This is a genomic window from Saccharopolyspora rosea, assembly GCF_025643595.1.
In the GTDB taxonomy this organism is placed as follows: domain Bacteria; phylum Actinomycetota; class Actinomycetes; order Mycobacteriales; family Pseudonocardiaceae; genus Saccharopolyspora; species Saccharopolyspora rosea.
The window spans coordinates 3287856-3299661 of record NZ_CP102826.1; the positions used below are offsets into that span (position 1 = coordinate 3287856).

Sequence of the window (11806 nt, forward strand, 5' to 3'; positions counted from 1 at the left end):
AAGATTCCTCAGAAAGATCGATCGAACTTCATCAAAAAATGGGCACGGAGAGACCGCTCCATTCCGTCACGGTGACGATCACGCCGCCGCGTCCCCGATCACCTTCTGATGACGGACGGCACCGTCACCCAGGTCGACTCGCCATCGGCCTGCCGAGGACCGTCCTGGCTGGACACCCTGTTGCTGCTGGTCGACGGCCAGCTGTACGGCGGACCGACCCGCACGCGCAGCAGAACGAAACCGCACCGGAGCCCTGACTGTGCAAGGAGGAACTGGCCCGCCTCCCCGCCCTGGGACCACGATCATTCCCAGGCCGTCGAGCGCCCTGGCATGTGGGGGTATGCCAGGAGCCCAGAACCCGACTGCCGCGCAGAGCGCGTCCGGAAGGAGAACGATCTTCCGGCACGCCCAGGAGGAGGCGCGTTCGCCGGGGTGGTCACACCGCCCCGGCGAACGTCCGCGCTGTGCGAAACCGCCGATCGAGCTCCCGCCCGGCGGTCGTGGCGCCACACCAGGCCCGAGTCCGGATCGCGCTCCTCGCCCCGGGCCTCACACGGGACGCGGATCCGGGGCTCGCGTGCCGTGGACCCAGTTCTCGACGAGTTCGGCGAGCGCGGTCATCGGCAGCGGGCCGTTGGTGAGCACGAGATCGTGGAACGCCCCGAGGTCGAAGCCGCTGCCGAGTTCGTGCTCGGCCAGGGATCGCAGGCGCTGGATCTTCAGGCGCCCCACCATGTACGACAACGCCTGCCCCGGCCATTCGATGTAACGATCGGCCTCGGTCTGGATGTCCACTTCGGACAGCAGGGTGTGCGTGCGCAGGAAGTCGACCGCCCGCTGCCTGCTCCAACCCCGGGCGTGCAACCCGGTGTCGACGACCAACCGCGCGGCACGAGCGGAATCCTCCGCGAGCAGGCCCAACCTCGCGATGTCGTCGGAGTACAGCCCCATCTCCTCGGCGAGCCGCTCGGCGCACAACGCCCACCCCTCGACGTGGGCGGTGATCCCCGCCAGCCGTCGCAGCGCCGGTAGCCCCCGCACCTCCTGCGCGAGCGCCAGCTGGAAGTGGTGTCCCGGCACGGCCTCGTGGAACGCCACCGCCTCGGCGGTGAACCGGTCGCGTTCCTCGGCCCGGTAGGTGTTGGCGAAGTACGTACCAGGCCGGGACCCGTCCAACGCGGGCCGCACGTAGTACGCCGTCACCCGCGGAGCTTCGCTGTCCGGAACGGGCTCCACGGCACAACGCCCGGCGGGCACCCGCCTGAACCAGCCCGGCGCCGCCCGCTCAGCCCGCTCGACCGCGTCGCGAGCCACCGCCAGCACCTCCTGCGGACCGCGCCACCGCATCGCGGGATCGGTGCGGAGCCTGTCGTGCACCTCGCCGACGGTCCTGGCACCGAAGGCGCGCGAGCCGACCTCCACGTACTCGTCGGCGAGCCCCTCGATGAGCTCCAGCCCTGTGCGGTGCAGGTCGTCCGGGGTGCGTTCGGTGGTCGTGTGCGCCCGGGACAGCGCCGCGTACACCACCTGCCCGTCCGGCAGCCAGCACAACCCCGGCTTCTCCGGCGGCCTCCCGCGCGGCACGACCTCGGTATCGATCACGTCGCGGTAACGCGCGAACGCCGGACGCACCACGTCGGCCAGGACCCTGTCGCGCTCGGCGGCCCGCGCTCCGCTCAGCACCGGTTCGCGAAGAGGGTCCCGGTCCGGGACGGCGAGGTACCGGTCGAGCGCGGACACCGCGGCACGCCCCAGGTACGCCAGCGGAACCCGGCCGGCCGCGATGCCCGCGCAGTGACGCTGCGCGGCATCGGCGAGATAGCCGGGGATGGCGGCCAACCTGGCCAGATAGGCGCGTTCCGCGTCGTCTCCCCGGGGCCGCACCAACGGCAGCGAATGCAGCAACGCCCCGGCGGGCGCGGTGAGGGTGAACGCCACGGTGTGCTCGACCAGCCCCGCATCGACCCGCGCCGCCAGAGCGTGCGCTTGCTGCACCACGACGGCCCGCGTCACGGCGTCCTGCCCGTCCAGCCCACCGGGCGGGGCGGCCGCACGCCGGGCGATGTCCTCGGCCCTGGCCTTGCGCGCGAGAGCGGCCTGCGCACTGAGATCGGGCAACCGGTGGTCGTACTCCTGGAATCCGAGCAGTGACGCCGCCAACGGGTCTTCGTCGTGCAACAGGGCGAGCACCTCGTCGGCGAGCTCGGTCACGGCGGTCATGGGCGTGGTCATACCCGATGAGAAACGGTGTCGGCGAGGGATTTTCTCCGCGACCACCACCACAAGCCCGGCCCGTGACCCGGCGACCACGAGCGCCACCTCACCCGGTCCTCGATCCCGCTCCTGGGGCGACTCCGACTCGCGAAGGCCCCCGGAAGGCGGTTCCCATGATCTACCCTTTTTCCGTCACGGTGACGATCAAGGAGCTCAGGGGACCGCGTCCCGAGTCGGGGCCGGGCGGACCGAAACCGCACTCCTGCCGCTCTCGCCCTCTCCGCAGCCCCGCGGCGACCCACCTCCGCCACGAGCCGCGTCGCCGCGGGGTAGCGCCAATTCGTTTGCGGCGGCCCCGCCACCCCTGCCCCGGGTACGCCTCCACAGCAAGCCCTACCGCACATAAGCTCGATTATGCGCGGCTCCGTTTCGCCGGAATCGCCTGTTCAGGGAATCGTTTCGTTTGGTTGGTAACGTTATTGATCTATTGTGACGGAAAAGGTGGTGGAGGTGGGTGGGGCGGGACCCGTTACGGTCGGCTGCGTCGACCGGCATGGGATGGAGGCAACAGGCGTGGTGGTGCGTGGTGATCGGCCGAGCCCGGAGGAGTTGGCCGCGGCAGAGGGCGCGACGATCCCGGACGTGCTCTCCCCCGGCATGCGGGTGCTGTTCTGCGGGATCAACCCCGGACTGTGGTCGGGTGCGACCGGGCACCACTTCGCGCGGCCGGGCAACCGGTTCTGGCCCGCGCTGCACTCCTCCGGCTTCACCCCTCGCCTGCTGCGGCCGGACGAGCAGGACGAACTGGCCGAGTACGGACTGGGCATCACCAACCTGGTCGCGCGGGCCAGCGCCCGGGCCGCCGAGCTCACCGACGAGGAGTTGCGCGAAGGCGGGCGTGCGCTGGAGCGCACCGTGCAGCGGTACCGGCCGGCGTGGGTGGCGGTCGTCGGGATCACCGCCTACCGGACCGCGTTCGGCGTGCGGGCGGCCACGGTCGGCTCCCAGCAGCGGTCGATCGGTGACGCCCGGGTGTGGGTGCTGCCCAATCCGAGCGGGCTCAACGCGCACTGGACCGCCGCGACGTTGGCCGAGGAGTTCGCCCGGCTGCGCCGGGCGGTCGAGGCGCACGACGGCTGAGCGGCGCAGCCGGGTTGCCGGGCTCGCGGTCCCGCCCGCAGCTCCACCGAACTCGTTCAGCGGGAGTCCGAACCTGGTGGCGAGGGCCGCGTGACCAGCGCGAGATCCACCCGACGACGTCTGTCCACTGTGGTCTGTCGGTGGCGGGGAACCGGTGGCGCCGCGCGGGCTTCCGGGGTGCTCGACCGGGCTCGTCGCGGCCCGGTTCGCGATTACCCCGAATGGCCGCATTGACACTGGTCGTGATCGTCGCGGGAGAGCTACGGAACACAGGGGTGTGCTTTATCGGTCCGTTACCGGTAGGGTCTTGTCCGCCGGTAGGCCAGGCCCTACCGGTGACACTGGCCGTTTGCCCCCGCAGAGTCGATACGGATGACTATTCAAGACGACCTTGCCCGACCGTGGTTCCAGCCCGTGGTCCCGACGGACCCGCAGCAGCGCCGCCGCTCGCAGCCGGATCCGGGACCGTTGACCACTCGATTCATGGGTGAACTGCCCCTGGACGAAGTGGCCGCCCCAGCGCGTCCCGCCGCCCGGCCCGCCCCGCCGCGGTGGGAGGACGGACCGGAGCGGATCGAGGTCACCCAGCCCTACATCCCCGCGATCCGCGACGAACAGCCCGAGTTCGCCAAGCGGCTCAACCCCGAACCGCCGACCGCACCGACCCCGGCGTCGACTCCGGCCGACGAGACCGGGCCACGCCCGGCCGAGCCCCGGGTCGGCGCCGAATCACCGGAGCCGACGCTGCTGACCCAGCCGCAGGCTCCGGTCGCGCCGCGGCCTGCCGAACAGGCGCGCCCGGCCGCTCCGGTGAAGAAGCGCAGCATCTTCCGCCGGGTGGTGCGCCGCATCATCGGCCCGGACCTGCTGCGCAAGGATCCGCCGCCGAAGAAGCGCTGATCCTGCCCCTTGCTGGTGGCCTTGGCGCCGACGCGGACCTGCATCCCGTGTCGGCGCCAAGGCCACCGTCGTGTCCGCGGTGATCTGCGGCACTGGTGATCGCGGGCTGCGGCGATGTCCACGGAACAGGCGTTCGGTCGAGCTTCGGCACCACCGAGGTGTCGCCGCTTCGCACCGCCGTGAGCGCCTGGTCGAGGCCGGGACGTGCGCGGGTGGTGCCGGTCAGCCCGTGGTCGAGATACATCCGGTCGTCGGCGACACCGAGCTCGGCCAGGCGCTGGCGTCGGGCAGAGGTCTTGCTCGTCGGTTGAGCAGCGGGCGTAGCCGGTGATCGTCCCGCTCATGGGGCGCGAGCGTACGTTGAGCCCCCGGCAATCGGAATTTTCGCCGTACGAGGCAACTGCAACGCCGCTGGTCGAGGTCGCGGGGGAAGCAAGCTGTCGGTCGCAGCGTGTACGTAGGGGGTTCCCGGTGCGGACATTCGACTTCCGATCTATGGCGAAACGATCAGACGGTCGGGCAGACTGCGGCCATGCGATTCGAGCTCGCCCAGGTCAACATTGCCCGGCTGGTGGCGCCGCTGGACGATCCGCAGCTGGCGGATTTCGTGGCCGCGCTCGACCCGGTCAATGCCGCGGCCGATGCTTCACCGGGGTTCGTGTGGCGGTTGCAGACCGAGGACGGCGATGCCACCGCGGTGCGCGCCTTCGACTGGGACGTCGGTGACAGCGCGGGAGTCATCGTGAACATGTCGGTCTGGCGGGACGTCGAGCACCTGGCCGCGTTCGTCTACGGCGAGCTGCATCGCCAAGTCCTCAAGCGACGCCGCGAGTGGTTCCAACGGATGAGCACCGCCTACACCGCCTGCTGGTGGGTTTCGGCCGGGCACCGGCCCAGCACCGACGAAGCCGAGGAGCGGGTCCGTCATCTGCGGCTCCACGGCCCCACACCACACGCCTTCACACTGCGCAACAGTTTTCCGCCGCCAGATGCCGACAGTAGTGCCCAGCCCGTGCTCGGATCCGACGACTGGCTCTGCCCTGCCTGAGCGTCGGCTCGCCGATCCGTCAGTGAGACGGGATCGGGAGGCCGAGGCGGGTGTTGCATGGAGACCTCGGCGTGTTCGCGGTCCGGGCCGGTCAGACCACCATCTATGCCGTAGAACAGCGCGGTGTGGCCGGAGTTCCAGTTCTCCACGACCTGCAACCCGCCGTGGCTCTCCCCGCGTAGTTCCGGTGAGGCAGGCGAAGATCGTGCGCGCCGCGCGGCCAAGTTCTTCCAGCGCCTGGTAGGCGGGTGTTTCGGCCCGCCGGGGGTGAACCGACGCAGGATCGACTCCGATTCCGCGGTGCCCAGGCGGAGTGCGGTGGCGTATTTGACCATATGACCGGCTGGGACTGCTGGTCTTCCCGCTGAGCGTCGGCCCGGTACTGGGTGGCCGACCTGGACATGGCTCACCCTGCGGCTTGGCCGAAACGGCCGAGGCGATTGCCATGCCACCGCTGGCACCTCGGCTGGTCGACAGCAGGGCCGCGGACCAGACCCCTTGCATTAGGACGCACACGGAGTATTCTGGGCGTCGGCAAAGGGACGTGTGCGTCCTTTCTTGTGCGGTCGGAAGGCGTACTCATGCGACTCGTCGTGGCCATGACCGGAGCTACCGGGGCTGTCATCGGCATCCGCCTCTTGGAGGCGCTGCGCGGCATGGAGGTGGACACGCACCTCGTGATCAGCCGGTGGGCCCGCGCGACCATCGCGCTGGAAACCGACCGCACCGCGCGGGAGGTGAGCGCGCTCGCCACCGCCACCCACGGACCGCAGGATCAGGCAGCGCCGATCTCCAGCGGCTCCTTCCCCACCGACGGGATGGTGATCGTGCCGTGCAGCATGAAGACGGTCGCGGGTATCCGCACCGGCTTCGCGCAGGACCTCGTCGGCCGGGCGGCGGATGTGACCCTCAAAGAGGGCCGCAAGCTCGTCATGGTCGCCCGGGAGACCCCGCTGTCCACCATCCACCTGGAGAACCTGCTGGCGCTGTCCCGGATGGGCGCGACGATCCTGCCTCCGGCACCGGCCTTCTACAACCACCCCGAGGATCTCGACGACGTCGTCGATCACATCGTCGCCCGCACCCTCGACCAGTTCGGACTCCGGCTGCCCAGTGCGCGCCGCTGGAGCGGACTGGCGGAGGAACGCGCGGGCCGGGCCGCCACGCCCACCGCGTCCGACGGCCACCCCGACGCCCTGCCCGCCGACGGCGACATCACCTGAGCCGGGCAGGCACCTGCCCCGACCACGAAGGAGACCCCATGGCCCACGCCGATCTGCGGGAATTCCTCGAAACCCTGCGGAAGAACGACCAGCTGCTGGAGTACTCGGACCCGGTCAGGCCCGAACCCGACCTGAGTTCCGCGGCCGCCGCCACCACCAACCTCACCGACCGCGGGCCGGCCCTCCTGTTCGACAACATCGAGGGATACGAGCGGGGGAAGGGCCGCGTGGCCCTCAACGTGGTCGGCTCCTGGCCCAACCACGCCCTCATGCTCGGCATGGACACCGACACCCCCGTCAAGGAGCAGTTCTTCGAGTTCGCCGAGCGCTGGGAAGCCTTCCCCGGCCAGGTCGAGCACCGCGCCGACGCCCCCTGGCAGGAGCACGCGCTGACCGAGGACATCGACCTCTTCCAGCTCCTGCCGCTGTTCCGCCTCAACGACCACGACGTCGGCTGCTACATCGACAAGGCGATCGTCGTCACCCGCGACCCGGACGACCCGGACCACTTCGGCAAGCAGAACGCCGGCATCTACCGCATCCAGGTCAAGGACAAGGACCGCCTGGGCATCCAGCCGCTGGCCGCGCACGACATCGGCCTGCACCTGCGCGCCGCCGAAGAGCGCGGCGAGAACCTGCCGGTCGCCATCGCCATCGGCAACGAACCCGTCATCTCCACCGTCGGCGGCATGCCGCTGGCCTACGACCAGTCCGAGTACGAGATGGCCGCCGCCATCCAGGGCGCCCCCTACCGCATCGCCACCGCGCCCCTGACCGGCCTGGACGTGCCGTGGGGCTCCGAGGTGATCCTCGAAGGCGAGATCATCTGCGGCCGGCGCGAGATCGAGGGGCCCTTCGGCGAGTTCACCGGCTACTACTCCGGTGCCCGCAGCCAGCCGGTCATCCGCATCAGCCGGGTCAGCCACCGCACCGACCCCGTCTTCGAGCACCTCTACCTCGGCAAGCCGTGGACGGAGATGGACTACACCCTCGCCCTGAACACCAGCGTCCCGCTGTACCGGCAGCTCAAGGCGGATTTCCCCGAGGTGGTGGCGGTCAACGCCATGTACACCCAGGGCCTGCTCGGCATCATCTCCGTCAAGCAGCGCTTCGGCGGCCACGCCAAGGCGGTCGGCATGCGGGCCATGACCACGCCCCACGGCCTGGCCTACTGCAAAGTGATCATCGTCGTCGACGACGACATCGACCCCTTCAACCTCGCGCAGGTCATGTGGGCGCTGTCGGTGCGCTTCCACCCCCAGCACGACCTGGTCACCGTGCCCAACGGCTCGGTGCTGGCCCTGGATCCGAGCTCCGACCCGGACGGCATCGTCCACAAGGTCGTCATCGACGCCACCACCCCGATCTCACCCGAGACCCGCGGCCACTACTCCCACGAGGTCAGCAACCCGCCGGCCACCGCCGCCTGGGAGACGATCCTGAAGGGACTGATCAAGTGAGCTCCGCCCGCAACACCACCGTCTGCCCGCGCTGCGAGGAGCCCGCGGTGCGCGTCATGACCACCTCGCCCGTCCCGGGCAAGTGGACCATGTACGTCTGCGACACCTGCTTCTACAGCTACCGCTCCACCGAGGGCCCCGCCGCCACCGACCCCGCCGCCTTCCCCGCGGACTGGAAGGTCGACCCGGCCGACATCCCAGGCATGCCCGCCATGCCACCGGTGCCCCAGCGCCGCCGCTGACCCGCCGCAACGCGCAGGCGCCGTGCCCCGCGCACGGCGCCTGCGCGTTGCGTGCTCCTGCGGGCAGCGGGTTCTGCTCGTGCGGGCAGCGTCGAAGATCGGCCACAACCCGACGGGGACGTGGACGTCCCATGATCAGCAAGGGAGCAGCAGACGAGCCTGTCTTCGAACTCGTTGTGCGTGGCGGTGCCGGGAGCGGAACCTCAGCGGCGGTGCGGGTTGCGAGACCGCTCACCGAAAGAGAAAGCGGCTGGCGCCGCTTGCCACGCGGGTTCCGGGACCAAGTTCGAAGACCGGCTCTCACCACACGCGATACGCAACAGGAGACATGGATGTTCGCGCAGCGACTTCGAATCCCCGGCCCAGCAGCGGTGTTGTCGGCGGGTGCGGTCCTGTTCGGGGTACTGGCGAGCGGGTGCTCGCTGCCGACCGACGCCCCGACCAACTCGGCCGTCCAGCCATCCGGGTCCGCCCAGGACGCGGCCGCGCCCAGCCCGGTCACACCGCAGCTGCGGTTCCCCAACAAGGACCTGACCGCGAACCTGCTCGGCTACGACGACAACGCGCACATGGTGCGCTTCCAGCTCGTTCGCAACGTGGCGGGCGGCCCCGACGACGGGCACTACGAGACGGATCCCGGTGACCCCGGGCAGCACCGGTTGCCGCTGTCGGCCGCACCCGTGGTCCTCAGCGCCGCGTCCCTGTGCTCCACCCACGACGTGACCGTCGACGAGCACGGCACCGGCACCACGCCCTGCACGCCCCAACAGCTGATCGACGCGCTGCGCGGACGTTCCGTCTACGCGCGCCTGCACGTCGATGGTGCCGATCACATCGACCGGGTTTCCGAGCTGTACCACCCGTGACGAGCCGCCGGGTGGCACGCTCCGGCCCGTTGCGCGCCACAACGGGCCGGACGAGCCGGGCCGAGCGCGGCGCGCCGCTGCCGTGCGGCCCGGCGGCCCACCCGGCGGGTTCAGGCGCGGTGCGGTAGCAGCCCGACGGCGCCGTAGACGTTGCCGCGGCGGGCTTCCTCGTCGCTGACGGGGCGGTCGGGCCGCCACTGCGCCGCCGGCACCACGCCCGGCTCGATCAGGGTGTAGCCGGGCAGCAGCGCGGCGACCTCCTCGGGGGTGCGCAGGTGCAGTTGCGGCGTCGAGGTCGTGGACAGCAGGAACCGCAGCCCGGCGACTTCCTCGTCGGTGCGGGTCAGCTGGGCGTTGTTGGACACCGCCAGCGCGCTGCCCGGCACGCACGCGTCCCGGTAGGCGGTGACCAGCGAGGCCCCGTCGGTGCTGGGGATGATGTCGAGGATGCCGAACGCCAGCACCGCGATCGGCCGGCTGAAGTCGAGCAGGCCGGCCACGCCCGGGGCGTTGAGCACGGTGTCGGGGTCGCACACGTCCGCTTCGGTGACGCTCACCCGGTCCTCGTCGGGGCCGAGCAGGTGGCGGGCGTGGTAGCAGGCGATGGCCTCCCAGTCGACGTAGGCCACGCGGGCGCGCGGGTTGTGCTCGTGGGCGATCTCGTGCACGTTGCCGACCGTCGGCACCCCGGATCCCAGGTCGAGGAACTGGTCGATCCCGACCTCGGTGACCAGGTGGCGGACGGCCCGGCCGAGGAAGGCGCGGTTGGCGAAGCAGTAGTCCCGCTCGGTCGGCGCGATCTTCAGCGCCTGCTCCGCGGTTTCCCGGTCGATGGCGAAGTTCGCCGACCCGCCGAGGTGGTAGTCGTACATGCGGGCGATGTTGGCGCGGTCGAAATCCGCGTTGGCGACCTGAGCGGCCAACTCTGCGTCATGGTTCATGCCAGCACGGTAACCAACGATCAGCACGCCGAAGTCGATCTTCGGGCAGATCCTCACCGGTGCACGGCGGCGGCGCGGTCGGCGCGGGCGCTCCAGCGGCCGTGGGTGCGGGTGATGCGCACCGGGTGGTCGAAGCACTTGCTGACGTGGTCGGTGGTCAGCACCTCGTCGACGGTTCCGGCGGCCAGGCACCGGCCCTCGCGCAGCAGCAGGGCGTGGGTGGTGCTGGCCGGCAGTTCCTCCAGGTGGTGGGTCACCAGCACGGTCGCCAGCGCGGGGTGCTCGGCGCGCAGCGCGTCGAGGCTGGCCAGCAGTTGTTCGCGGGCGGCCAGGTCCAGGCCGGTGGCCGGTTCGTCGAGCAGCAGCAGCCGCGGTGCGGGCATCAGGGCGCGGGCGATGAGCGCGCGGCCGCGTTCGCCCTGCGAGAGGGTCGGCCAGCCGTCGTGGGCCTTGTCCAGGATGCCGAGCATGCTCAGCAGCCGGTCGGCCCGGGCCGACTCCTCCGCGGAGGGCTGCCACCGGGGCACCAGTTCGGTGGTGTTGGTGGCGCCGGTGAGCACCACGTCGCGCGCGGACAGCGGGGACCGCAGCGGGTGGCGCGGGTTGACGTGGCCGACGTAGGAGCGCAGCGCGCGCATGTCCACCCGGCCGAGGCGGTGACCGAGGACCTCGACGGTGCCGCGGGTGGGGTGGCCGACGGCGCCCAGCAGCGTCAGCAGGGTGCTCTTGCCGGCGCCGTTGGCGCCCAGCAGGGCCCAGTGCTCGCCGCGGTGCACGGTCAGCGACACCGACCGCAGCAGGTGGTTGCCGCCGCGCACCACGTCGGCGTCGGCGACGCGCAGCACGGGTCCGCTGTCGGCGGGACGGGAATCGATCACGAGTCACCTCCACGGGCCAGGACGGGACGCGACGACGGCACGGATCGCGTGGGCTCGGTCGCGGAGACGGGGCGGACTGGGCGGCGGGATCACTGCCGCGGCGCCACCGGAACGCGTCCGCAGGCTACCAGCCGCCCCGCGACTACTCTGGCGGGTGATCGAGACGGGTAGGTGACGTGGGATGGCGACCGGTGCGGCCGTGGCCGGTGCGGCGGTGCCAGTGGCGAGACCACTCACCGAAAGAGAAAGCGGCTGGCGCCGCTTGCCACGTCTGTTCCGGGAGCAGGTTCACAGACAGGTTCTGAGTCAGCCGACCTGCCGGTCGTAGACCAGCAGCCCGTCGGGACGCAGCCGGGCGCCCGCGGTCGGCTGGTGCTCGGTGAGGCGACCGTCGTGTGCCAGGTGCAGCACGCGCGTCTGGCGGGCCAGCACGGCGAAGTCGGCGATGATGCGCCGGTGGCAGCGCCACCACAGCGATTCCGCGCACATCACGGTGGTCGGCTCGGCGGCGGCCTGGTCGAGCAGCTGGTCCGCGGCGGCGAGGAAGTCGGGGTCGCGGGTGTGGCCGGCGTAGCCGCGGAAGGCGTCGTTGTGCCAGAACACGTCCGGCGAGTCCGCTGCGGGGGCGCGGAACCCGCCCAGCCGGGGTTCCCACCGGTAGTCCAGGCCCGCCTGCGGCATCCACCGCTTCAGCGCGGCGCGGCCGACGTCGGGGTTGCGGCGGCTGCCGGGCGCGCTGCGCACGTCGACCACGGCGCGCAACCCGGCCTCGTGCAGCAGCGCGGCCAGCTCGTCGCGGTCGGCCGTGCCGTGGCCGACGGTCGTCAGCGTCACCACGACACCGAGTCTGCCCGCGTCCCGGCATGTGGATGAGGTTTCCGACCCCGTTCGGCT

The 11806-nt window shown here is 71.1% G+C and carries 12 protein-coding genes; 7 read left to right on the forward strand and 5 right to left on the reverse strand.

Features of this window, described 5'->3' with window-relative positions; translation table 11 throughout:
* Positions 1-549: 549 nt before the first annotated feature.
* A complete protein-coding gene (locus NV263_RS15270; protein WP_263246937.1) occupies positions 550-2220 on the reverse strand; it encodes a DUF885 domain-containing protein in 1671 nt (556 codons plus the stop codon).
* A gap of 570 nt (positions 2221-2790) precedes the next feature.
* Between NV263_RS15270 and mug the strand changes: the two genes are divergently transcribed.
* Both mug and NV263_RS15280 read left to right on the forward strand, forming a co-directional pair.
* On the forward strand, positions 2791-3354 hold the full coding sequence (gene mug, locus NV263_RS15275; RefSeq protein WP_263246938.1) for a G/U mismatch-specific DNA glycosylase: 564 nt from the start codon (positions 2791-2793) through the stop codon (positions 3352-3354).
* 483 nt (positions 3355-3837) lie between these two features.
* Positions 3838-4254, forward strand: coding sequence for a hypothetical protein (locus NV263_RS15280; protein WP_263246939.1), 417 nt, complete (start codon positions 3838-3840; stop codon positions 4252-4254).
* Here the strand turns inward: NV263_RS15280 and NV263_RS30800 are convergent.
* Positions 4205-4498 (reverse strand): recombinase family protein, encoded by a 294-nt coding sequence (locus tag NV263_RS30800; protein WP_263246940.1) that lies wholly within the window; start codon positions 4496-4498, stop codon positions 4205-4207. The genes NV263_RS15280 and NV263_RS30800 overlap by 50 nt on opposite strands.
* Before the next feature lie 288 nt (positions 4499-4786).
* Here NV263_RS30800 and NV263_RS15290 point away from each other — a divergent pair, with 288 nt between their 5' ends.
* From NV263_RS15290 to NV263_RS15315, 5 genes are all read left to right on the forward strand, one after another.
* Positions 4787-5302, forward strand: coding sequence for a DUF3291 domain-containing protein (locus tag NV263_RS15290; RefSeq protein WP_263246941.1), 516 nt, complete (start codon positions 4787-4789; stop codon positions 5300-5302).
* A 581-nt stretch (positions 5303-5883) separates the two neighbouring features.
* Positions 5884-6525, forward strand: coding sequence for a UbiX family flavin prenyltransferase (locus tag NV263_RS15300; protein WP_263246942.1), 642 nt, complete (start codon positions 5884-5886; stop codon positions 6523-6525).
* A gap of 38 nt (positions 6526-6563) precedes the next feature.
* Positions 6564-7985, forward strand: a complete 1422-nt coding sequence (locus NV263_RS15305) for a non-oxidative hydroxyarylic acid decarboxylases subunit C (RefSeq protein ID WP_263246943.1) — start codon at positions 6564-6566, stop codon at positions 7983-7985.
* Positions 7982-8227 carry a non-oxidative hydroxyarylic acid decarboxylases subunit D gene (locus NV263_RS15310; RefSeq protein ID WP_263246944.1) on the forward strand — a complete coding sequence of 82 codons (246 nt, stop codon included), beginning with the start codon at positions 7982-7984 and terminating at the stop codon, positions 8225-8227. Before NV263_RS15305 ends, NV263_RS15310 begins: the two co-directional genes overlap by 4 nt.
* A gap of 332 nt (positions 8228-8559) precedes the next feature.
* Positions 8560-9093: a hypothetical protein gene (locus NV263_RS15315; RefSeq protein ID WP_263246945.1), complete on the forward strand. Its 534-nt coding sequence runs from the start codon at positions 8560-8562 to the stop codon at positions 9091-9093.
* Between the two features lie 110 nt (positions 9094-9203).
* Here the strand turns inward: NV263_RS15315 and NV263_RS15320 are convergent, their stop codons facing one another.
* The 3 genes from NV263_RS15320 to NV263_RS15330 form a co-directional block, all read right to left on the reverse strand.
* Positions 9204-10034, reverse strand: coding sequence for an SAM-dependent methyltransferase (locus tag NV263_RS15320; protein WP_263246946.1), 831 nt, complete (start codon positions 10032-10034; stop codon positions 9204-9206).
* Positions 10035-10087: 53 nt separating this feature from the next.
* Positions 10088-10912 (reverse strand): ABC transporter ATP-binding protein, encoded by an 825-nt coding sequence (locus NV263_RS15325; RefSeq protein WP_263246947.1) that lies wholly within the window; start codon positions 10910-10912, stop codon positions 10088-10090.
* Between the two features lie 306 nt (positions 10913-11218).
* Positions 11219-11749, reverse strand: coding sequence for a DUF488 domain-containing protein (locus NV263_RS15330; RefSeq protein ID WP_263246948.1), 531 nt, complete (start codon positions 11747-11749; stop codon positions 11219-11221).
* Between the last annotated feature and the right edge of the window lie 57 nt (positions 11750-11806).

Coding starts and splice junctions, on each gene's coding strand:
- NV263_RS15270 (WP_263246937.1), bottom strand. CDS start 2,220: ATGACCGCCGTGACCGAGCTCGCCGACGAGGTGCTCGCCCTGTTGCAC.
- NV263_RS15280 (WP_263246939.1), top strand. CDS start 3,838: ATGGGTGAACTGCCCCTGGACGAAGTGGCCGCCCCAGCGCGTCCCGCC.
- NV263_RS30800 (WP_263246940.1), bottom strand. CDS start 4,498: ATGTATCTCGACCACGGGCTGACCGGCACCACCCGCGCACGTCCCGGC.
- NV263_RS15290 (WP_263246941.1), top strand. CDS start 4,787: ATGCGATTCGAGCTCGCCCAGGTCAACATTGCCCGGCTGGTGGCGCCG.
- NV263_RS15300 (WP_263246942.1), top strand. CDS start 5,884: ATGCGACTCGTCGTGGCCATGACCGGAGCTACCGGGGCTGTCATCGGC.
- NV263_RS15305 (WP_263246943.1), top strand. CDS start 6,564: ATGGCCCACGCCGATCTGCGGGAATTCCTCGAAACCCTGCGGAAGAAC.
- NV263_RS15315 (WP_263246945.1), top strand. CDS start 8,560: ATGTTCGCGCAGCGACTTCGAATCCCCGGCCCAGCAGCGGTGTTGTCG.
- NV263_RS15320 (WP_263246946.1), bottom strand. CDS start 10,034: ATGAACCATGACGCAGAGTTGGCCGCTCAGGTCGCCAACGCGGATTTC.